A 25,199-nucleotide genomic window follows, 5' to 3' on the forward strand; every position below is an offset into this window, starting at 1 on the left:
TAATATAATAGAATTTAAAATATGATTGAGCATAAAAAAACACCAAAAAGTTGTTAAATTTGGTGTTTTTTTGCTTTAGTATAATTAAATTTATTTTACATTCGCTATTCTAACAAATGCTGGATCAATTATAAATTGTCCTTGATTTATTTTTTCTTTTGTTATTTCGTAGTCATTAAAATTAACGTTATCTAAACTCGAAGCTGTTTTTGTATCTTGAAATAATGAATAAATATCATAAGCTTTTCATTCTTCGCTAGATTCTTGAACTTCTAATCAATAAGTTTTTTCTCTTTGAGTTGAGTTTGTTTTACTTGGTTTTGTACCTAAAATAATTTGGGTTTTATTTTCTAATAAGAATAATATTTTAGCAAATATTTCATTTAATGAAAATTGAGTTGATTTAGCTATATTAGCTTCTTCTCTAACAAAATTAATTATTTTATCAATATCTTCTTTATGATCTTGTCTAAATTTTGTTAAGAATTGTTCGTCTTTTTCTGGTAGGTTTAATTTATCTATATATGCTCTAGAAGTTTGAATTCTTTCAACTTCTTCTATTTCTTCTTCGAATTTTTTAAGCTTAACCTCTGCTTCAACGATTCTAGCTTCATTTTCTTTAATTAATCTCGAATTTAATGAAGAAGATTTTGGATTAGTACTCATTTGTGCTCTTAATGTATTATTAAGGTTAACATATTTATTAATTCTATTACGCAATTCATTAATACTATCAGAACTATATTTATAAATTATTAAATATAAATGTGATTCTATAAATTCAATAGGATTTTTTAAGAATTCTTCATTTTGTTGAGCATCTAATTCTATTTGTTTTTCAGGTTGGTCTTTTTCAAAAGTGAATATTTGGAATTCAAATGATTTCTCTTTGTTAATTCTGTCTATACCTTGTAATAAGTGGGTAGGACCAAAACCTAAAGAAATACCATTTGATAAACTATCTAAAGAATCTACTTTAAAATTAGAATAATTAGTAATGAAGTTTTTAAAAAGTTCTTTAAGTAATTCTGAACCACGTTTATTTTGTGAATTTAAGAATAAATTTAAATTATTACCAGTTATTTTTTCAAATACGTTTCTAGGAATAGCGTCTTCTACTATTTGTGGCGAAATTGAGACATTAAATTTATAAGAAGATGAGTCATGTGATAATATTGGATTTCCGATTTTTAAATATTCTTCTGCGGAAGTTTCGTTTTTACTTGATTCTTTTGATAAAACATCATAAGTTGCAAACGGAGTGTCTTTTATAAAAGCATTAACAATTCATTTAACATCAGCTTCCGTAACAACATTTTTAATATTAGTTAAATCAAAATAAAAGAAATTATCTAATGCTATTAAACGTTTTTGGATTTCTTTTTCTTTATCAACTAATATACCTGTATCTCTTTTATCATTAAAAATATATCTTTTAATTCTAAATAAATCTTTATGTGTTTGATTAGGTTCAAGTTCTTTATACTCTTGTATTTCATTAGTTAATTCACTAATTGTAGTTTTTAAGGCTTCTAAATTATTAAAATTAGTTCCTAATAATTCTTCTACATATTTAAGACGATCTCAAACATATTGACCATCTGAATCTGTGTTTGGATATGCATCTTTTTCTTTCTTTATTTTTTCTTTTACAGCATCAAATTGATTTTTATAATCATTAATTTTATTTGTATTAATTTTTATTGAACTATAGTCTAATTCATAAAAGTCATTAAATAATTTGTTTAAATGTTGATTATCAACACTTACAATATTCGGGAGTGCAACATCTACGTTTGAAAACGTATAAATAAGTTTTTTAGTTTCTATAATATCTTTTACAAATTCTTTTTGTTTGTAAGCTTCATCTTTTTTAAAATATCCATCTTTAGGATTAAAAGTAACGTTGTTAAATAAATTATTTTTTACAAATTTATCTGAAAATTTTACTGAATTATCGCTATCATAAAAACATGATACAGCACTAAGAGGTGCAAGTGTACTAAGCACAATTCCACCCATTAAAAATTTTATTTTCTTAAATTTCATAATTATGAAAACATATCAACGTATTTTCAAGATTTATATCCAGCATACGAAATGATAGATCCAATCCCGAAGACTACAACTGAAAATGCTAACCCCCCTATTGAATATGATTTGATAAATTTATATGTATCGGTTATTTTTTGATCTAATGTTACTTTTTCAGACAAGTTTAATACAAATTCTAAATTGCTAATTAATATTGATAAAGATACTATTCCAATAAAAGCAATTAAAGTTACAATTGATCATATAATAATTTTTGTTTTATATTTTCCCATAATCTATCCTTTAATTGTTGAACCTTGTCTACTAATTGCACTCATAATTCTTTTTCTAAAGATTAAGTAAATGATAAACATTGGTAAAATAACGATAACCGAAGCAGCTAATCTAATATTTTGTTGTACATTTTGAGTTGAATCAGGATCGTTAGGATCAATACCTGCTTTAAATAATCATACAGAAATAACTTGTGCTTCTTTAAAGTCTGAAGCAATAATTGATGGTCATAAATATGAATTTCAAGACGCTAAGGCTGTTAGAATAACTATTGTTAATGTTGTCGGAACAACCATTGGGAAAGCAACTTTAAATAAGTATTTAAACCCTGAAGCACCATCTACAAGTGAAACTTCTTTAATTCTTCCAGGAATTGCTTCGAAAGCATTTTTATACATAACAGTATTAAAAACACTTGCAACAAATGGAAGAGAAATACCTAATAACATTGTAAGTAAATTGCTTTTTAGGTTTGTTTTAACTACTACTGTATATTGACCAGAAAGTAAGGCAACTTCCGGTAAAACTAAAAGTGCTAAGGCAAAGAATCAAATTATATTTTTACCTTTTCAATTTCGTAACGAAAATGCATAACCCATTAAAAATGTAATAATAACCTTAAGCGTAACAGAAATAAGCACATTTAAAAATGTGAACCCCGCAGATGATCAAAATCCTGAAGTAAAAGCACGTTTATATGTATTCGCAACTACTGTTGCTCAAGGTGCTATTGAAAAACCACCAGCAGTATCTGCGTTAGTATTAACAAAATAAGTTCTACCTTCTGTAAATGAAGGTAAAAATCTAAATTCTGTTTGTAATTTTAACGCTTCATCATCTGTCATAAATGATATAGAAATCATTAAAATAAACGGAAATAATATTAATACCCCAAAAAATGAAAGTAATAATAATTTTGATAGCCCACTTAATATAACTGTTGATAAATTTTTATCAACTACTTCGGAGGTAACTTTTTCTTGATTGCGCTTAATTTTGCTTTTTATTAATCTCTTTTGAAGCTTTAACTTTCATTCAAACATTTCTTTCTCCTAAGTTATTTAGTGATAATTGAACCATAAAGAATCCACCACGAATTATTGATGAGAATGTTACCCCGATGATGAATAATGAAATGGCTGCCGCTCCAGCTAAGTGGAAGTTACCTTGTTTTGTTACTAAATATACATATAACATAAGTGTACCACCACCATATGTAAATGCATCTTCTGGTCTATTTTGGAATAAAGCAAGTGGGAATACTTTAAGTCCACCAATAATACCAAGTGTAATAATAAAGTTAATTGTACCTTTAATTGAAGGTAATGTTATTTTAAAGAACTGTTTAAAACCAGCACAACCATCGATTGAAGCAGATTTATATAAATTCTTATCAACACCTAACATTGATGTTGTAAATATTAAAATATTAAATGCTAAACCGCTTCAAATACCATTAATAAACATAGCGAATAAAGCATTAAAAGTATATGGATCATTTGTTGATAATCATGGTGTATTACCACCTACCATATTATTTAATATACCATTTGTACCAAAGAATTGGATGAATGCTGCAGAAACCGCAACCGCATTAGTTACATATGGCATAAAGAATATTGTTTGTCATAATCCTTTAGCGTATTTACGATGTAATCTTGAAATTACTGATGAAATTGTTAAAGATATTGACATAACAAACGGTAAAACAATTAAACCATAAATGAATGAGTTTCTAACCCCAACGGCAAATCTGATATCTTGGAATATTTTAGAATAATAAGAAAGTGTAAATTGACCATCAGGTGTATAAAATGACTCTTTAATATTAAGAATCATAGGATAAACCGTAAACATACCGATTAAGAATAAACCTGGCGCTAAAAGTAGTAGTGGTATTCAAAATGGAGTTGGTTCATCTAAAATTGAGTGTGATAAAGAAAGTTTTTTCTTAGATTGTTTTTTAAGTGATCAGTTTAGAATGAATGGAATTTTAGTTGCGATAAATTGATGCAAACTATTATTAAAATTCATATTCAATTCTTTCTTCTGTTGATGCATTAAAGATATGTAGTTTATTTAATGGTAAATTGAAATAAATTTTATCATCAACTTTGAAGTTGTATGTATTATCAAGTAAGAAATTAATTTTTCCTACATTTTCAATATCAACAACTAATTTACTTTCTTTACCAAAGTTTTCTTGAATTGCAACTCTACCTTCAAACATATGTTCTTGGTCTTTTTCTGTTAAAATAAAATCTTCAGATCTAACCCCAACATTTAATGATAAGTTTGAAGCATTTGGTATTTTAACTGAATCGATTTTTTTGTTTGCAATGTATAAATTACCATCTTTATATTCAGAACTAAATAGTCCCATTTCAGGCATACCTAAGAAACGAGCAACGAATTGGTTTCTTGGCTTGTTATATAGTTCAAGCGGTGAACCAATTTGTTGAACTTTTGCTGTAGACATACACACAATAATATCAGAAATTGACATCGCCTCTTCTTGATCGTGTGTAACAAACACTGTTGTAATACCTAATGATTGTTGAATTTCTCTAATTCATTGTCTTGTTGAGATACGTAATTTTGCATCTAAGTTTGAAAGAGGTTCATCCATCAATAAAATTTCTGGTTTTTTAACAATAGCACGAGCTATTGAAACACGTTGTTGTTGTCCACCAGATAATCTAGTTGGTTTCTTTTGAAGAATAGGAACTATTTCAACACGCTTAGCAACTTCCATAACTTCATTATGAATTGCTTTACGTAATGAAATATTATCTTTTAAGAATTCTTTTAATTGTAGTTTTTCTTCCTCATCAAGAATTGAAGGAATAGTTCCTTGTCTTTCTTCTTTAAGTTTTTGATTTAAATTATATTTAGTTTCAATTTCTTTAACTAAAGTATAAAAATCTTTTTTAGCTAATAAAGGTAAATTTCTGCTATCTTTTAAAAGAGTTTTGTAAGCTTCGTCTGTTTTTTTAACATTTTTAAATAATTGTTTTTCTTTTAAATATTGAGCTTTAGTTTCTTCTTTAATAACTTTGTATTTTTCAACAATTTCTTTATGTTTTTGAATATATTTATATCTAGTCAATAATTTAAGTAATTTTTCTTCAAGTTTAACAATTTTTATTCTATCGTTTAAATCGTAATTGTGAAGGTCCACAGAAACTAAATTAGCAATATTTTCTTGTAATTCATTTATACGTGAATTATAGTCATCTTCGTTTTTAACTTCCTTGTATTTCAAGATATTTTTATCGAAGTTTTCAAGAATTTCAACCTTAGTAAATGTTTCTGGTAATAAATGATTATTTTTATCAGAAACAAACTTTTCTTTTATATTTCTAATTTTGTTTTTAGAATCTTGTTTTACTTTTTCATTTGTTTTTAATACATTTTTTGTAAGCAATGAAATATCTGAAGTTTCATGAACTATTGATAATTTGTAATTTGTGTGTGCTTTTTCATAATTATCAACTATTTTTGCATAATATTCATTTAATTTGTGTGGCAATTCTTCAGATAGTACTTGTCAAGTGTCAAAAGAAGTGATTAATGAGTTTATTTCTTCTTCTGAAGCTCCTAGTTTTCTTAAATATAATGATCTAATATTGTTTTTAGCTTTTTCCTTTTTTAAAAATGTTTTGAATTGTCAATCAAAATCATTTTTAAGAGGGAAGGCAATGTTTGCATAAACACTTAAATGCGGATATAAAGCATAGTTTTGGAAAACAAAACCGATTTTTCTTTTTTGTGGAGTAAAATCAGTAACATCTTTTCCTTTAAAAAGAATTTTTCCTGAAGTTACTGTTAATAAACCTGCTATAGCATTAAGTGTGGTTGTTTTTCCAGATCCTGATGGACCAAGTAATGTAACTAATTTTCCTTCTGGAATTTTAAAACTAACATTGTCAACTGCTAATGTTTCTCCAAAGTCAATATTTAAGTTTTTAAGTTCAATAGCCGAAATATCATCGTCTTTTTCATTTTTAAACTTATCATAATATGACTTAATTTGATCTTTTGATTCATTATTGTTTGTTAATATTAATTCTAACAATAAATTTTTAATTTTTTTAAGTGAAATCATTAATAATCCTTTCTATTCTAATTTTACTATATTTAATGTTATTTATCAATGTAATCACCTATATTTTTGGAATTTTTATCACTTTTTTCACCATAAAATGGATGTCATTTGTTATTAATTTTGATATTATAGATGTATTTTGTTACATCAAGAGGTCTATCGAAGTATTTAAAGAAACCATTATTGTTTTTTATAGCTTCATTAAATGATTTATACATCTCTGGGTAAATTGATTTAATATATGAATTTTCTAGTGTTTCTGATCTCATAGCTGTTTCTCATGCGTCATTTGCGTATGGCAAAGTAAATCCTGCCCTAACAACCTCGTTGTTATATGAAAATTGATGTTTATCTCCGAAGAAAATATCTGCTGTAACACGTCCATAAGCGTCAAAATCAGTAACAAAACCAACATAAACATCATTTTTATATTCTTCAGAATTTTTAAATAAACTTTCAGCAAAATGTGTTGGCATTAGAGCAAAAGCGTATTCAAATGGTGAAGAAGTAACTACATTATTACCGCTACCAACCGCTTTTTCAGGTGTATCAATTCCAGCTAATCTAATTGTATATTGTTTATCTTTAACCACAGAAACATTCGATACATTTTCTTTATTTTCTAAAGCAATAACATCAAATGTATCTCCGTCTTTTACACGAACTATTTTGGCTCTAAAATAATCAACTTTTTTAGCACTTTCGCTTTCTCAATCAAAAGCGGGTTTAAATTTTGTTTTATCATAAGTTGTTGGTAATTTACTCAAAATTGGATTAATTGTTGTTCTTGGTGCATCCACTCTAAATTCAATATCTTTTAAATTGAAAAAAGTTTTATCGTCCAAATATGCTTTGTAAGTTATAGTTATGTAATTGTTAACCTCTTCTAAGTTTAAGGCTGCCTCTTGAGATTTAGCATCTTGACCTTTTTGACTTAAAATTCCTAAGTAAAGATTAGATTTTGTTTCTAAAAATTTTCAAGTGATAGTTTTTAGTTGTCCATCTAAATTCATTTTACTTTCAAACGATTCTGGATAACCAGAAATTTGATTAGGATTTCTCAATAATTTTGATCCGTTTTGTTCGGGAATAATTATTGAGTTTAAATTATTTTTTTGTTTAATATCATCAACATATTTATTTATATATTCATTAAATCTGTTTCTTGTTTTTATTACAGATTCATTAGGTATTGATGATTTATATTCAATATAATAAACATTTCCTCTTAATTTTGTATTTAACTCTAATTTATCTATTTTTTCGTTAGATTCTTGTTTAGAATCATTAGAACTGGAAGAACATGAAATTGTCGCTACCAACGATGAAGAACTTAAAATTATAGGGAAAGCATATAATAATTTTTTAATATTTTTTTTCATTTTAACATCCTATTATTAAATTTATAAAATAAATGAGTTTGCAATGCAAACCCTATTTATTTTTTATTTTATATTAATTATTGAGCGTTTAGACCTTGAGTCATTGTTTCTACAAATTTATTAAAATCTGTTTTAGTTGCAGCGTTATCTGAATATTCTTTTTGTCTAGCGTCTCATGCAGCTTTAATTTGTTTTCTAAATGAAGCTGAATATTCACCTGCCGGTTCTTCGAAAGCAACATAATCATCATCCTCTGATACTTTTCCGAACTCTTCTAATGCAACTTGTAAATATTTATTATTTCCGTAAATTTTCTTTTTCTCTTCTTCGGTAAATGTATTGAAGTTAGATACCGGTGTAATATAACTCATTGATTTTTGTAATGAAAGTAATTGTTCTTTGTTGTTCATTAATCATTTAACAAACGCTTTAGTTGCATTATCTTCAACTTCATTTGCGTGAACTCCAATTAATGATGGACCTTGTAAGTACAATACTTTTTTAGCGTCTTTTGATTCTCATTTTGTAGGTGTTACCCTTGATATTAATTCATTTTCATTTAAGTAATCTTGATCTGATCTTGATTCAAATGATAATCCCATTTTTGCTAAAAATTCATTTTTATTGGCACTAGAAACTAAAACTAACACAACTTCTTTGTTTCCGTTTATTAATTCAATGTATTTTCCTGAAAGTTCTGTTTCATTTGCTTTGAATGTTTCGTTAACTTTTAGTAAATCAAAATCTTTTTTATCAATTACTAAAAGTGTTGAAGATTGCGCATTTAAAAAACTTTCTAATTTAGTATCTGAACTTGCATCTTTTGATTTGTAATCATATTTACCAACTTTTTTATCACTTGTTGATTTCAATAATTGATTTTTGTATGAACTTATATAACCTATAACATCTTCTGGTTTTTGACCTTTTTTAGGGGTTAAACCATATTCTAAAAATGTTTTATTATCATCATTTAAAACAACTTTTCCATCTGCTGTTTTATAAACACTTACTGCATTACCTGCTTTTTTAAAGTTATATGAATAACCTGCTGTAGAACCTATAGAAAATGCAATTTTATGTTCTGTTTGTGTGGTTGATGAATATTGTCCACCAGGGAATGCATAAACTGCACCTTTTTCAAATGCGTTTGAAAATACATCGAAAATAGCATTAGAATTTTTGTAAGTACTTTGATTAGAATTTTTTATATTTGTGAAATTGATTGATGTTCTACCGTCACTTTCTCTAACAACTTTTTGTAACATTAATCTAGAATCTGCATTTAACGATGAATATAAAGCTTGTTCATAAACTCCAGCAATGTCATCTATACCAAACACATGAACTGAGGAACTTGTATTTTTAGCTGATTCTGTAAATAAAGATTGTGCAATAACACTAAATTTAATTAAATCAGAGTAGTTATTAAACATATCGAAATTTAATTTTACGTTAGTTAAAATACTTCTTGCATTTGAAACGGGTTGACCTCAAATCTTTTCAACAGATGCTCTATCACCTTTACCCGCTTCAATCATTTTTTTAAATTCTAATTCTGATTCATTATTTGCGTATGTTGCTCCATTTTCAATCATTTTTTCAAGAATATAACTCATTACAGAAGCGTTAATAGAAAGAACTTGTGTACTTTTGAAAAATGGTAAAACATATGTAGATTTATTTATAACGTTTTCTAAATCATCATTATTCGAAACAAATGATTTATCAAATTCAGTAATATCAGTATTTATTGAAGTTTCTTGATCGTTGAAACTTAATAACATATTTTTACTTGCTAATGTAGCAGCTACAGGAGCATAGTTAATTGTTAAATTATAAAAACCATTAGTGTCTTTTGCATTTAATTTACTTGAAACATCGTCTTTTCCTGCATCATATCCACTACCTAAATTTTGTTGTTGAACAGGAAGAGCAAATTCACTAACTCCTAATTTTTTATATTCTTCTTGCTTTTGTTCTTCGGTAAGATTTGCATTTTTTCTAACTATCTCTTTTTTCTCCACTAAAGCATTATACGCCTCAAGAGTTTTGTTTAAACTTCTTGCTTGTGGACCTGTTTCACTAAATGTTGTACCAATTTTAATTACACCATCATTAACTTGGTCAAAACGTGAGTCTGCTGGTACTGATGTATTTGCACCGATTGATGCATTTGTAACTCTTTCAAGTTGTTCAGCCGGTATTTCTGCAGTTGAACTAGTACCGCTTGTGCTAGTTGACCCACTTTTGTTTTCAGTCGATTGACCGCAACTAATCGCAACACTTAATGCGGCAAATGATGAAACACCTGACAACGCAAAAGCGAATTTTTTAAATTTATTATTCATTAAATATTTCCCCTCTAAAATTAAAATAAATATATGAAATTAATTCTCTAACTTTAATTTAAATATTAAAAAACATATCGAAAATAGATAAATAATTTCGAATATATTATATTATTTTTTTGAGTAACTTTTTTAAAAATATGAAATAAATGCATTTTTTACCACAAAAAACACTTAACCCAAAAAATGATTAAACGTCTTTTGAGTTAAGTGTTTCTTTTTTTCTATATGAATATAACAATAAAATCATTGTTAATAATATTAATGTATATAAAACATATGCGTGATAATATGAAACATTTACTAAAACATATGTTAATAGATATGTAAAAAATATTGAACTAATAGTCGGTATAATTAAAATTAATCTATTAATATTTAAACAAATCTTTTTATGATTATTATTAATACTTTTAGTTTCAAAACTAATATTATTGTTTACATAATTTATAATAAATTGTTGAATTGCATTAATAACAAAAAATCAAACAATACTAAAAATAGTATCTCTTATTTGACTTATAAATAATCAGCTAAGATTTAAACCAAAAAATATAAATAATAATAACGTGTTGTTTATATTCAATTTCTTCTTTTTGATTACAAAAGAAGTTAAAAGTCCTAATATACCCACAAAAGCCATAGTAATTGCTAAATAGTAACTTCAAAAATGAAAATCATATTGATAATAGTTAAAAAAAGCAATTACTCCTGATTGTCTAGTAAATAAAAACAAGCTACTTAATGATATTAATGTTATTAGGTATATACTATTATGAACTTTTTTATCGTTTTCAATTTGTTTTATTTTATTATCAAAAGAATTTTTGTTTAACTTCACTAAACTAAATAAAAATATTGAAATTAAATAAAAAATTAAATTGATAGTCATAAAAATATCAAAAGTAACTTTATTGAAAACTTCTACCGAAAAAATGGGTGATATTAATAAAGATAAGCCAACTCCTAAATTAAAAATGTTGTTTACTATACTAAATTCTTTATTATTAGAAGAAATAAAATGAGTCATTTTTTTAATACACATTGTTTTCAATGAGTATGTAAATGATTGTAAAACATTTAAAATTAATAAAATTGTAACAATAAGTTCGATATTAGTACTGAACGGAAATAAATTTCACATAATAATCGGAATAATTAAAAAAATAGCACTAATAAGATCTAAAATAATTAGAATTTTTTTAAAATTAATTATTTTTAACAATTTTTCATTAAAAATTTGAACAACAACTAGTGGAAGTTGCATCAACATAAAAAGAGTAGTGACAAGTCAATATGAATGAGTAAAATTATATATTTGCATTGCGCTACCCATCTTTAAAGATTCCGAAGGAACCCAGGGAATTAAAACACTCGAAATAAATTTAAATGAATTAAATTTAAAATTATTTTTGTTCATTTTTTTCCTTTCTTATCGTTTTTAGTTTAATTCTAATTATTGTAATTAAATTTATACCACATTTAAATGTTAAAACAATAAAAAAATTTTATTAAAAAATAAAATTGATTATAAAATAAAAAATACAACTAAAAAATAAATAAAAAAAGTATAATATAATAAAATTTATATATTTATTAAAAATTCAATAAAAAAGGATACAAATGTTAAAGATATTAGAGCACCCACTTATTAAAATTAAAATGACAAAACTAAGAGACAAAAACACAAATCATCGAGAATTTAGAAGTAATTTAAACGAAATTGCGTCTTTAATGGTTTATGAAATAATGAGAGATTATAAGACTAAGCCACATAAAGTTACAACACCACTTAATAAAGAATTTGAAGGGGTAACTTTTGACAAAGAAATTGCTTTAGTTCCAATCTTAAGAGCCGGGTTGGGTATGACAGAAGGATTATTAAATTTAATTCCAGATGCACGTGTAGGACATATAGGAATGTATCGTGACGAAGAAAACCTAACACCACACGAATATTATTATAAAATGCCAAACGTATCAAAGGATAGTTTAATCATAGTTGTTGACCCTATGTTAGCAACAGGTAATTCTGCCGTAGATTCTATAAAGAGAATAAAACAAGATGGATTTACAAATATTAAATTAGTTTGCTTAGTTGGTGCTCAAAAAGGCGTCGATAATGTAATAGCAAATTTTGGTGCAGATTTTGATATTTACTTATCATCTTTAGACTCAAAATTAAATTCAAATGGATATATAGAGCCCGGTCTAGGAGATGCCGGAGATCGTATTTTCGGAACTAAATAAGGAGCAAAAATGGATTTTTTTAAAAAAATTGAAAATAAATGACAAAATAAATGAGAAGAAGAAAAGTATTTTGAACCTTCAAGTGATTTTACATTACCGAAAAAATATATTGTAAGCATGTTCCCTTACCCAAGTGGCAAAATACATATGGGGCACACAAGAAATTATGCACTTAGCGATGCTATTGCAAGATATTTTAAAAGACGTAATTACAATGTTTTTAACCCATTTGGTTGAGATGCTTTTGGGTTACCCGCTGAAAACGCTGCCATAAAAAATAATATTCACCCTAAGAAATGAACATACGAAAATATTAATTCTATGGATTCAGAATTTAAAAAATTAGGTCTTTCATTCGCGTGAAATCAAAAAGTAATTACCAGTGATCCTGATTATACAAAATGAGAACAATATATATTTATAGAATTTTGAAAAAATAATTTAATTTATAAGCAAAAAAGCGAACTAAATTGGTGTGAAAATGATAATACTGTATTAGCAAATGAACAAGTTATAGACGGAAAATGTTGACGCTGTGATAACCCTGTTATAAAAAAAGAAATGGATACATATTATTTAAAAATAACTAATTATGCTCAAGAACTTTTAAATGATTTAGAAAAGTTAGAAGGAAATTGACCAAATAAAGTAATTTCCATGCAACGTAATTGAATTGGTAAAAATGAGTTTTTTAAATTTGACACAAAAGTAATAAATAATAATGATGAATCAGACATAAGTATCTTAGAAAAAGATTTAGACATTATTAAAAACGCTAATTTTGTTGCTATAAGCAACAAACATAGTTTAATAAAAAATTTAATTAAAAATAATTACTATAGCCAAAAGGAATTAGATTTAATTAATCAAATTGACCAAAATTTCGCAACAAAAAACTTTAAAAATAAAATATCAATTAAAACTCCACTAAAAATAATAAACCCTGCTAACAACCAATTATTAAATGTATATATAACAGATTTTGCAAGTTATGATTCAAATATCGAAATTAAATTTGTTTCTAATTTAAACGATAATCACAAAAATTTTATAGAAATTAATAATTTGGATGTCGTTAAACCAAAAGATAGTTCAAAATATGATTTTACAAAAGTAAAAAAAGAAACAAAATACAATTTAAGAGATTGAGGAATTTCAAGACAAAGATATTGGGGTACTCCAATTCCACTTATTCATTGCGAAAAATGTGGAACAATTCCGGTTAAAAAAGAAGAATTACCTATTTTACTACCTGAAAAAGTTGAATTTACAGGCAACGGAAACCCACTTTTAACAAATCAAGAATGACTAAAAACTACTTGTCATATTTGCGGTTCAAAAGCTACAAGAGAAAGCGATACCTTAGATACTTTTTTTGAATCTAGTTGATATTTTTTAAGATATACAACTCCAAAAAACCTTAGGTTAGATAATATTTTCGTTAAAGAAAATATAGAGTATTGAAATCAAGTGGATGAATATATTGGTGGTATAGAACATGCTATATTGCACCTTTTATATGCTAGATTTTTTACGAAGGCTCTTGCTGATTTAAAATTCATAAACTTTAGGGAACCATTTAAAAAATTATTAACTCAAGGTATGGTTCTAAAAGATGGATCTAAAATGTCAAAATCTAAGGGTAATGTAATAGAACCAAAAGATATTATTGAAAAATACGGAGCTGACGCAAGTAGATTATTTATATTTTTTGCAGCACCACCTACAAAAGAGTTAGAATGAAGCGATGCAGGCATTAATGGATGTTTTAAATTTTTAAATAGGTTGATTGAACGTTCAAAAGAGATAAAACCAATTAAAGATTTTAATTTTAAAAATATTGAAATATCAAAATTAAGTGACATGGATAAAAACGCTAGATTTAAACTTTACACAGGTTTAAACAAATCGATAGAAACTTTTGAAAAAAAAGATAAAGACTATGGATTTAATACACTTATTTCTTGAGCCATGGAAACTTTAAATGCATACGATAACGTAACAAACATAGAATTAATAACCGAGATGTTTTATGTAATTCTAAATATATTAGAACCTTTTGTTCCTCACTTATCGTGAGAATTATCTGATAAGTTTTTTAACCTAAAAAACTTAAAAGATTTTAACATTGATCCAAACGCTCTAACTGTAAGTGAAATTAATTATGGAATAACAATCAATGGTAAAGCTAGAGCCGAAGTTAAAGTACATAAAGATATTCAAAAAGAACAAATAATAGAATTAGCAAAAAAAGAAGTGTCGAAATGACTAGAAAATAAAACAATTGTTAAAACAATTTTTGTTCCAAATAAAATTGTTAACTTTGTTATTAAATAAATAAGGAGAGTTATGAAAAAGAAAAATTATTTCACAACAATAGTATTAAATGAACAATTATATACTTACCCAAGTGCTATCCACGAATTGGTAGTAAATAGTGACTCCATGTCAGATGAATCATTGGTATTCGAACATTACAAGCAAAACAAACCAATTGCTCTTGCATTTAAAGATTTTGAAGATGATTTACTACATCGTGGTATTTATGCGGAAATATTAGATATCGCGAAATTAGAAGATTCTAATGACTTTAAATTTGTTTTTAAAGCACTTGCGTTCATTGAATTTGATGATTATGGTTTTGCACAAATTGAAAACGATTTAAAAATAAAAAAAGACAGTTTTGTCAATTTTGAATTTTTCAAAAAAAATATCGCTGATCTACAATCTAAAAACTACATACCCGTTTCTTCAGGAGAAATAATTTACCTATCAAGTAATAATGATGCGATATCAACGAATATTGACGTAACTATTTCTAATGATGAAATTACTGAAGAATTACAAAAAATACAAACAATAGTAGAAGATAGTAAAATAACAAAAATTTGATTTGCAACAAGAAGATCAACAAACAAAAAATGAACATACAATGAGTTTTTAAAATTTATGTTAGATTTCGGCATTAGCGAAAATTTAACAACTTACGATGAAAAACTAACATTTTTAAATTCTCTTCTTTCAATAGTTAATGAAGAAGTTAGAGAAAAACTAGATCTCTTTTTAGAATATAATAGATTAAATGTTCAAGCAATAATATTAAGAATTACAGAAATTATTACAGAAAATTTTATGACAGAAAAAATGATTGCTGACAAGATGAACACTAGACTAACAAACCAACAAAAAGAATTTATTTTAAGAGAAAAATTAAAATCAATCCAAGACGAACTTGAAGAAATGAAAGTTCCTGTAGATGAAGATGAATATTTAAAATTATTGAAAGACAAAAATAAAAATCTTAGATATCCTTCATCTATTCGTGAATTAATCAAAGAAGAAACAAAAAGAATTTCTGAAATGATGCCTACTTCTCCAGAAGCTAATATTTCAAAAACATATGTAAGTTTATTGAAAAAATTACCATGAAGATTAACAGAAATAGAAAATCTAGACATTAATCATGTTAAAAAAACACTAGATAAATATCACTACGGTATAGATAAGGTAAAAGAGAGAATATTGGAATATATTGCCGTAATAATTAAAATTAAACAAAACCAAATAGATGTTGACAAAAAAATTAAATACGACAATAATAACGAAATAGATTTAAATCTTTTTAAAGAAAACGAAAAAGAAAGCCAAAAAACATTTAATAATGTTCCTATTATTTGTTTAGTTGGTCCACCCGGTACAGGTAAAACTTCACTTTCTAAAGCTATTGCAGAATCATTACAAAGAAAATTTGTAAAAATTTCTCTAGGAGGAGTTAGTGATGAATCTGAAATAAGAGGTCATCGTAGAACATATGTAGGTGCAATGCCTGGAAAAATTATTAAAGGAATTAAACAAGCTGGAGTTTCAAATCCTGTTGTATTATTAGATGAAATCGATAAGATGGCGTCGACAAACAAAGGAGATCCTGCTTCAGCTATGTTGGAAGTTTTAGATCCCGAACAAAATAGTAAATTTCAAGACCACTACCTTGAACATGAGTACGATTTATCTAAAGTTGTATTTATCGCCACAGCAAATTATTACGATGCAATTCCGCACGCATTAAGAGATAGAATTGAAGTTATTGAGCTTTCAGCTTATACTCTTTCAGAAAAAATGAACATAGCTAAAAAGCATTTATTACCAAAAGTTGTAGAACAAGTTGGTGAGAAAAATGGATTTTTAAATATTAGCGACAAAACCCTTGAATATATAATTTCAAACTATACAATTGAAGCGGGAGTTCGTGGTTTAAAACGTATTCTAGATAAAATTGCTCGTAAATTCACTTTAAAAAGTTTAGATAAAAATGAAACTAAAACTAAAAAATATAAAGTTGAAATTTCAGCATTAAAAGAGTTATTAGGGCCTGAATATTACAAAGATAATGAAGAAGATAATTATCAAGTTCCGGGTGTTGTTAATGGATTAGCTTACACAACAGTTGGGGGAACATCGCTTCAAATCGAAGTAAATACTTACCCGGGAAAAGGCGAAATAAAGTTAACAGGTTCATTAAAAGATGTAATGCAAGAGTCTGCAAAAATTGCCTTATCTTTCGTTAAAGCTAATGCAGAAAAATTCGGAATCAAAGATTTTGATTTTGATAAAAATACAATTCATATTCACGTACCGGAAGGTGCAACACCAAAAGACGGACCAAGTGCTGGTGTAACATTTACAACCGCATTAATTTCAGCACTTAGCGGTAAAGTTGTTCCTCATTATTACGGAATGACTGGAGAAATTACACTTAGAGGTAGAGTCTTAAATATAGGTGGCTTGAAAGAAAAATCATTTGCAGCAACACAGAAAAAATTGAAGTACGTATTTATCCCATTCGGAAACGAATCTAATCTATTAGAAATACCAGAAGAAATAAAGAAAAAAATAACATATATCCCTGTTAAATATTATGAAGAAATATATGATGTAATTTTCAACAACAAAAAACCTAAAAAAGTAATAACAACTGGAAATAATGAGTAAAAAGCATTTTGGTGAAAAATCTTTTACTTTATTTACAATCAATTTCATAATTGGGTTGGGTTTTCTAACTACAATAGCAAATGTTTGAAATCTAGGATTTTACGGATATTTAATAATATTAATATCCGTTTTAACTATTTTTGGAACATCTTTAGTTTTTTCGCGGTTGGCTAATTCTTTCAAAGAACACTATGGCGGTTCTTACGCCTTTAGTAGACAACTAGAAAATGATATTTACAAAAAAGAAAATAATATAGAGATAACAATACCAAAAAAACAGAAACTATTAAATCATTTTAACTTTTTTATTGGATGAAATCAATTTATTCAATCGCCTGTTTTATCTTCAATATCACCGCTATTTCTTTCCACAATAATTGAGTTAGTAATTTCGAAAGATAATCCTAATTATTCAACTATAGTCTGAATTATTAGGATTATATCATTCATATTTTTTGCATTATTGATTGCTATATCTACATTTGGGTTGAAATTGAATACTAAAATAGTATTTTTGACAGGCATAATTAAATGAATTTTTCTAGGGATTGGGTTAATAATATTAATATACTTAACCTTTATGGATAATGCTTTGACAAACACATATTTAGAAGGCTATAAAGAAAATATAAATAATACAATCAATATAAGAATTACTCCGAAACTAATTTTTACTAATATAATACTTTTTATATTTTCGTTTGCCGGAATTGAAGATATGGCTTCAATGACAAAAGATGTTAAATTTAAAAACTTCAGAAAAGTATTGTTTTGATCAATTTCTATAGTGTTAATAATTTACTTATTATTCTATACTTTTATAATGGGAATAAAAGATTTGTCATCGTATAGTAATTTTTCTTCCTTTTACACAAGTTATACAAGAGGCCTTGGTATTTTCGGGGTTATCTTATTCATAGTAGGTTTTATTTCAAATGATATTGGGTATAAAATTTCACAAACTGTTTCTACAGCGAGAAAGTTAATACCTCTATCACAAGACAATCATATTAGTCCTTTTTTTGCTAAGCAAAATAAAAAAGGAGAATTTCATAATGCAATAATTTTCACTGGTATATTTACTTTTATATCAATGGTTATTTTATGATTGTTACCAATATTGTTAACAGATGAAAATTCAGAAAATCCATATTTTAATGCTGTTATAATCGTTAATAGTATAGCTTTATTGATTGAAGATATGTTAACATACATAGTTGCCTTTATGTTAGATAGAAAAAAAATAATACCAAAAATACCTTTTTGAGAAAAAATTATTTACACAATAAATGTAATATGAATATTTATAATTACATCTATTATAATTTTTCCATTCATAATAAACGACTCATGAAAAAGTGAAAATACATTTGTTTTTGTAATTTATTTTTCTTTCATATTAATAGGATTTTTATTTAAGTGAACATGAAGTGTATACAATAAAAAAATTAGTCAAAAAAATAATAAAAAATTCAAGTCTTTATAAACTTGAATTTTTCTTTTTATTTTTAAGTTTCAATATCATAATAATATTTAACAATAAAATGAATAGCCCAACGGGAATTAGAAGCAAATAAAAGTAACTATTATTTCACCTTCTTACTTCGTTTTTAAACTCCGAATTAATTACAAATTCTTTTTCTTTTTCTGTTTTTTTTGAATTAGTGTCACTTATTTTGTCTTTTTTCTGAGGTAAAATTTTTTTTGTTTCACTAACTGAACTTGAATTTTGATCCTTAAATTCATTATTTTTTGTTTTGTTAATTGATTCGATTGAATCATCGTTTGAGTTTTTGTCAATTGATTTATTATTATCTAGTCCATTACTATCAACATTAGTTTCATTTGTTCCATTATTCGGAACTTCTAAATCTACTTTTTTATCACTATTATTATCATTATAGTTATTATCACTAGCACCATCTATGGTAACTAAATTATCATCATTGATCTTGTCTGAATTATCTAATTCGTTTTCTTTACTATTATTATTCTCGGAAATAACAATATTATCTTTTGAATTCTCGTGTTTGAATTTTATAGACTCATCTTCTAATTTGCTTAAAAAATAATTTATATCTCTAATTTTTTCTTCTATTTCTATATAATTATTACTTTTTTTATAAATTTCTCTTAATTCAGAAACCTTATTTAAAAGGTTATCTTTAATTTCATCATAATTATTCAAAAACCTATCTTCTAATTTAATTTTTTCTATATTTTTAAAAAGTTCTTCAGAAATTATAATAGAATTATCTAAATTTAAATATTTTTGTTTATTTGAAAGATAATTTTCTTCATTTACAGAATTATTCAATTCGTATAATGCATTTTTTCTTTGTTCATTAGAGAGTTGCTTAAATATATTTTCATCATTATTTTTTATATTTTTTTCCTCTAATATACTTATCTGATCTTTAATTTCTTGAAGCTTTTCGCTATTATCAACATTGCTCAAAATAGTATTTAAATTATTTTTTTCAAATTCATATAGTTTATTTGATTTAGCAATTCTATCTCTTAAGTTAGATATTACTTTTTCACCATTAAAAATTAACATATAATTGTTTAGAAAATTAATGTAACTATTCACAGTTTTAATGTCAATATCTCGGCTTATTTTTTGCTTAATTTCGTTATATTTATTCGAAAAATCAACTTGTTTTTCATGCTCAAGAAGTCCATAACCTTTTTCTAAATCATAATTCGAAAACTCATAAAACAACTGTTTTAATTGATTCATTTTTTTGTTTAATAAAGATGCATCATTTAATTTGTTTTTTAGAGCATCAATATCAATTATTTTTTTCATTTCACCGGATAGATGACTTTTTTGAGAAAAATTTAAATATTCTAAGTTAGATAATTTATATAAGAAATTTTCTTCTTCTAAGTTATCTAATTTTTTAATAAAATTAGCTAAATTACTTTCGTTAACATCAAAAATATTATTTAAGCTTGAAACTAATTTTTCTTTTCACTCTTCATACAACTTATCACTATCATTTATCCTTTTAATAATATATGAATAAAGATTGTTTGATTTTTTAGCTTTTTGTAATAAAGTAACTATTTCTTCTTTTTTATTATTTATGTAATCTAAATCTAAAAGTGAATTTGGCTCATTTATCTTATTTTTAATTTCGTTTAATGCATTTTGAAAATTTCTATTATTTAGATTATTAAATGAACTATTTTTCGAATCATATTCTTCTGCTTTTTTTACTTCTTGTTTTAATTCACTTAATTTTAATTTATATGAATTTACTAATTCTATTATTAAATTTGAGGATTCAAGATTTGAGATATTATCAATAATTTCATTTCTAAAAAAATCTTTAAAAATGAAATTTCCATCACTGCTTAAAAAATTTTTAATTTCGACAATATTTTTCCTTGCACTATTAATATTATCTTGCATCAACTTCGCTTTTTCTTTTAAATGATTATATTCTTGTTTTGAAATTAAATTAATTTCATCAACACTTGTTGTGATTTGAATTTTAGATATTATTTCATCTGGAATCAATAATGTTTCGTTGATCTTACTATTTCAATGCTCTTTTGCAAAATTGAAATCGGGGTTCTCTTTTTTGAAATCTAGTTTAAGATTTTTAAAATTATATTTATTAAACTCATCAATAATTTTAGGCACAATTTTAGATATTTCATCTTTTTTTAATGTTTCTAAAAATAAATTATTCATTTCGCTACTTGATATATAGTTAACTCTATTATTGAATAAAGAATTTATTTTTTCTATGATATTGTTTTTTAAATTATTGATCTCAGTTATCTTTTGATTAGAAAAAATATTATTTATTTGATCTCTTTTTGTATTTAAAATTAATAAATTATCATCTATATTATTTAACAATAATAACTCTTGGTTAATTTGATTTTTAATTGAATTAAAATTATCTGTTAATTCCGCTAGTTTTAAACTATCATTGTTTTTTATATTTTCGAGCGGGATGCTAAATTTATCATTTAAATATCTAACAATAGATGAATAATTTTTATTATAACCATAGTCAATTTTTAGTTTATTTATAGCATCAATCAATTCATTTCTTTTTATAATAAATTGATTTGTTTCGACCGGTAAATCTATATTTATTTCATTGTATTTTCTTTGCGCAAATCAACCATCATTTGGTGTCATTTTATATGCTGATACTTTAATTATTTGAGGGTGTTTAAGTTGATTTTCAATATTTATTTCGAATTTATTACTATTATATTCGGAAGGAATTACTTTAGATATTAAATTGCCATCTATATCAAATTCGATATGCAGGTTTTGATATGATTTTGGATTATCAGATGTTATTAATGTTATTTTATTATCTCTATCATATACTTTGTCGAAATGTAAACTGTTAACCAATGGGCCTAAAACATTATTATTAATTATAGTGTCCGTATAATTAAAGTTGGTCCTATAAATAGATTGTATAAGCGAAGGACCAGGAAAATCACTAAATACAACACCGAGTGTAGAAAGTTCGTTATGATTATTAATATAATCAGCTACTTTTCGATTTACTTCATTTGATGAAGTGTTAGGTTGTCTTCCACTAGCATATGAAGTAAAATTGACATATAATCTATTATCACGGTAACCTTTATTATTAGTTCTTTGAAAATGATCGGTAATATGCTTTACTTTTTCTTCACTCGAATTAATTCCGTCATATTTATCTTGAACAACATAATTGTCAGTAATTGCTCTAAAATGAAAACCACCAACAGTATCTCGATTAATTTTATGATGTAAGTGATTTAATACTATTATTTTTCCTCTATATTGACCTATATTGAAACCTTTTTCTTTAGATAAAGTATCTACATTTTCACCGGATTGATTATAAATATAATCGTAGTAGTCTCTAAATATAGTTTTTTGGTAAATTTGATTAGCTTCTTTAGCGTATTTTTCGTTATTTACGTTAAAATTTTCATCTTTTATTCTAACTATAATAAATTCACTAGGATGCTCATTTAAAAATTTCACATATTCTTGAAAAGCCTTATCTATAAATTGATCCGATGGGATACTACCATGAACTAAACGACCATCATTTTGCATTCTTAAGTCAAAAGCCCTTACACCTAATTTTAATTGGTCTTCAAAATTAAAATATTGGGTTTTAGCTAATAAACGACCTCCAATAGACCAAAAAAAACCTCATCCGTTATACATAGTTGAATCGTGTGTTCCTGGTATGCTCAATGAAAATAAGCTTCTGTTATCAGGTATATCCTTCATTCAATCAGTAGCTAAATAATCACTAACATTTATTTCAGGTCCATCAATATGTGATAAACTTTTTTTTAAATAAGTCGTTTTATTGTTAACTGAAATACTGCTTGATAAAACAATTGGCAAAGTTAATATCGAAATAAAAGACCAAAAGAACAATTTCTTTTTCATATATCTCCTTCATTTTTGCAAGTCAAATATTATTATTGAGAAAATAGTACTTAATTATATAACTTAAATTTGAATATTATTTATAATATATTTCAACTATAAAAATTAAATTTGTTTTTTATAAATAATGTGAATAAAAAACGACCTTACCATGTCGATTGTTTATTTTCTTATTATTTTCAAAATTAAAAAGTTTTTTTACAACATATTTAATACAAATTTTATTCTTAATTTACTATATTTTTGCATTATTTTTAAAAATATAAATCTTACAATTTAATTTTACATTAAAAAACAATATTTTGTCATTATTTATTAATTTACTTTAAATTAAATTTATTTTTCTTTTTAAAAAAACTAAATATTATAAAATAAAAACACAATGGAAAAATATAAAAGCTCATTTTCCTGAACAATAAAAAAGGAAATAATAAACAACATAACTAAAACAAAAGAAATAAAATCATTTTTATATGGTTTGTATTTTTCTAACGCAATAGAAAAAGATGATTTTCAAATCATAACAATAAAAAATAACTATATTTTAAATAAAGTTATATCAAGGTTAAATAAATTAAAAATTAGCGTTTACAAAATATTAAAAAATAAAATCTATATTTCTAACCAAGAATACAAAAAAATAATCGATAAAAATTGAGAAGAAAAGTTAACAAGTTTTTTTGCTGGTGTTTTTTGCGGTGGTGGGAGCATTTCTGATAAAAATTCAACTTCTTATCATTTAGAAATTTCAACTCATTCTATTCAAAATACCGAAATGATCATTAAAAAATTAAATAAATATGATTTTAATTTTCAAGTATTAAAACGTAGAAATAGATTTTTAGCCTACACTAAAAAAATTGATGAATTATTAGATTTTTTATCTGCTATAGGTGCAAAAAAATCATGATTTGAATTACAAAATTTAAAAATAACCAGAGATATTGAAAATGTTTCAAACAGAATAAATAATATAGATATTTCTAACCTTCAAAAAATTGCTAATAGCTCCATAAAACACATAGAGAATATCAACTATATCTTCGAAAATAACTTGATAAATATGTTTAATGATGACCAATTAGTTTTCTTTAGAATCAAATTAGAAAACTCATGAATTTCAATGAATGAAATGGTTAAAAAATTGGAGCAAGAGCATAATATAGTAATAACTAAAAGCGGTTTAAATCATTGATTAAGAAAATTAAATAATATAGTATTAGATCATAAAAAATAAATAATTTTTATGATCTAATTTTTTATTAGTAATGAAAATCTTTATTAAAAAACAAAAAAATGCATTTTACTTGATTAAAAACTTTTATTTTTTGTTTTTTATACTTTAAAGTATTATTTTTTAAATTTACGACCTTCCTTTTTTTAATATAATTTTCAAAAATAAAAATAAACAAGGAGAAAGTAAATGAATAAAGTTAAAAAATATTTTATTTTTATAGGTTCAACTATATTTTCATCATATTCTTTAATTAGCGTCATTTCGTGTTCAAATCAAAATGAAAAAAAAGAAGAAAATAACTCGAATAAAGAAAAAAATAAAATATCAAATAATCAAAGCGACATAAATCATAATCTATCAGAAACTAACAAAACAAATAAAAATGAAGAAACAATTAATAAAAATATCAAAAAAAGTACAGAAGAAATTCTTGAAAAAGATATCAAAATAGAAAAAAATGATAAAAAAAATACAAAACAAAATAACGATAAAACTATAGATAATCAAAATAGCGCATTAGATAGAAATAATACAAATAATAAAGATAGTAAAACAATTAAGACTAATCCAATGCAAAATAATAATGAAAATATACAATCTAAATCAACTGAAGAAAATAAAAATCAAAATAATATATTAAAAAACAATTCTTCAGAGCAAAATAAAGTTCAAGACAAAAAACTCGATTCTCAAAGCAAACAAAAACAAGAGATTGAAGATCATCGAAATATAAAAAAAGAAAATAAAGATGAAATTCAAGAGAATGAGCAAGTCCAACCAGAAGAAAAACCAATTGATGAAGAAATTTTAAAAGAGTGCGAAGAATATAAAAAATCAAATGATATAAAATTTTTAAAAGAAAAAATAAAAAATTTAATAGAAAAATTTAAAAAATTAAAAGTTGAAGAAAACGACACATACAAAAAAGCTTTAATTTCATATCATTTGGATTTATTACCAATGCTTTTAAACTCATTTGAAATAGATAATGTAAAATCTGGTTTAATCGACGGAACAAAAGATATTTGAAGATTAAAAAATGAAAATTAAAAATACCTTAATTCTATTTAAATAATTAAAATTAGAATTTTATTTTTTATATAATATGATAAAATAA

The 25,199-nt window shown here is 24.9% G+C and carries 15 protein-coding genes; 6 read left to right on the forward strand and 9 right to left on the reverse strand.

Annotated features, from left to right (window positions below):
* Positions 1-90 precede the first annotated feature (90 nt).
* From JXZ93_RS02245 to JXZ93_RS02280, 8 genes are all read right to left on the reverse strand, one after another.
* Positions 91-2,049: a hypothetical protein gene (locus JXZ93_RS02245; protein WP_205852605.1), complete on the reverse strand. Its 1,959-nt coding sequence runs from the start codon at positions 2,047-2,049 to the stop codon at positions 91-93.
* Positions 2,050-2,051: 2 nt separating this feature from the next.
* Positions 2,052-2,327 carry a hypothetical protein gene (locus tag JXZ93_RS02250; RefSeq protein ID WP_205851713.1) on the reverse strand — a complete coding sequence of 92 codons (276 nt, stop codon included), beginning with the start codon at positions 2,325-2,327 and terminating at the stop codon, positions 2,052-2,054.
* 3 nt (positions 2,328-2,330) lie between these two features.
* Entirely contained in the window at positions 2,331-3,371 is a 1,041-nt protein-coding gene (locus JXZ93_RS02255) for a carbohydrate ABC transporter permease (RefSeq protein WP_205851711.1), read from the reverse strand.
* The gene (locus tag JXZ93_RS02260) at positions 3,319-4,362 is read right to left on the reverse strand and encodes a carbohydrate ABC transporter permease (RefSeq protein WP_205851709.1); all 1,044 of its coding nucleotides are present in this window, start codon (positions 4,360-4,362) and stop codon (positions 3,319-3,321) included. Before JXZ93_RS02260 ends, JXZ93_RS02255 begins: the two co-directional genes overlap by 53 nt.
* The gene (locus JXZ93_RS02265) at positions 4,352-6,436 is read right to left on the reverse strand and encodes an ATP-binding cassette domain-containing protein (RefSeq protein ID WP_205851707.1); all 2,085 of its coding nucleotides are present in this window, start codon (positions 6,434-6,436) and stop codon (positions 4,352-4,354) included. Before JXZ93_RS02265 ends, JXZ93_RS02260 begins: the two co-directional genes overlap by 11 nt.
* Positions 6,437-6,474: 38 nt before the next feature.
* Positions 6,475-7,818, reverse strand: a complete 1,344-nt coding sequence (locus JXZ93_RS02270; RefSeq protein WP_205852606.1) for a thermonuclease family protein — start codon at positions 7,816-7,818, stop codon at positions 6,475-6,477.
* Between the two features lie 77 nt (positions 7,819-7,895).
* Positions 7,896-10,169, reverse strand: coding sequence for a P68 family surface lipoprotein (locus tag JXZ93_RS04230; protein ID WP_205852607.1), 2,274 nt, complete (start codon positions 10,167-10,169; stop codon positions 7,896-7,898).
* A gap of 190 nt (positions 10,170-10,359) precedes the next feature.
* Entirely contained in the window at positions 10,360-11,589 is a 1,230-nt protein-coding gene (locus JXZ93_RS02280) for an MFS transporter (RefSeq protein WP_205852608.1), read from the reverse strand.
* Between the two features lie 203 nt (positions 11,590-11,792).
* On the opposite strand from JXZ93_RS02280, the gene upp reads away from it, so the two are divergent.
* From upp to JXZ93_RS02300, 4 genes are read left to right on the forward strand one after another with little or no spacing between them, the layout of a single operon-like run.
* The gene (gene upp / locus JXZ93_RS02285; RefSeq protein WP_205851700.1) at positions 11,793-12,419 is read left to right on the forward strand and encodes a uracil phosphoribosyltransferase; all 627 of its coding nucleotides are present in this window, start codon (positions 11,793-11,795) and stop codon (positions 12,417-12,419) included.
* Positions 12,420-12,428: 9 nt separating this feature from the next.
* On the forward strand, positions 12,429-14,756 hold the full coding sequence (locus JXZ93_RS02290; RefSeq protein ID WP_205852609.1) for a class I tRNA ligase family protein: 2,328 nt from the start codon (positions 12,429-12,431) through the stop codon (positions 14,754-14,756).
* 12 nt (positions 14,757-14,768) lie between these two features.
* The gene (gene lon, locus JXZ93_RS02295) at positions 14,769-17,408 is read left to right on the forward strand and encodes an endopeptidase La (protein ID WP_241007093.1); all 2,640 of its coding nucleotides are present in this window, start codon (positions 14,769-14,771) and stop codon (positions 17,406-17,408) included.
* Entirely contained in the window at positions 17,401-18,894 is a 1,494-nt protein-coding gene (locus tag JXZ93_RS02300) for an APC family permease (protein ID WP_205852610.1), read from the forward strand. Before lon ends, JXZ93_RS02300 begins: the two co-directional genes overlap by 8 nt.
* Here JXZ93_RS02300 and JXZ93_RS02305 read toward each other — a convergent pair.
* Positions 18,889-22,845, reverse strand: a complete 3,957-nt coding sequence (locus JXZ93_RS02305) for a hypothetical protein (RefSeq protein WP_205852611.1) — start codon at positions 22,843-22,845, stop codon at positions 18,889-18,891. The genes JXZ93_RS02300 and JXZ93_RS02305 overlap by 6 nt on opposite strands.
* A gap of 382 nt (positions 22,846-23,227) precedes the next feature.
* Between JXZ93_RS02305 and whiA the strand changes: the two genes are divergently transcribed.
* Both whiA and JXZ93_RS02315 read left to right on the forward strand, forming a co-directional pair.
* On the forward strand, positions 23,228-24,082 hold the full coding sequence (gene whiA, locus JXZ93_RS02310) for a DNA-binding protein WhiA (protein ID WP_205851692.1): 855 nt from the start codon (positions 23,228-23,230) through the stop codon (positions 24,080-24,082).
* Between the two features lie 186 nt (positions 24,083-24,268).
* The gene (locus JXZ93_RS02315; protein WP_205852612.1) at positions 24,269-25,132 is read left to right on the forward strand and encodes a hypothetical protein; all 864 of its coding nucleotides are present in this window, start codon (positions 24,269-24,271) and stop codon (positions 25,130-25,132) included.
* Positions 25,133-25,199: the final 67 nt, after the last annotated feature.

This window comes from Mycoplasma sp. CSL10166, from assembly GCF_017116885.1.
In the GTDB taxonomy this organism is placed as follows: Bacteria; Bacillota_I; Bacilli_A; order Mycoplasmatales; family Metamycoplasmataceae; genus Mycoplasmopsis.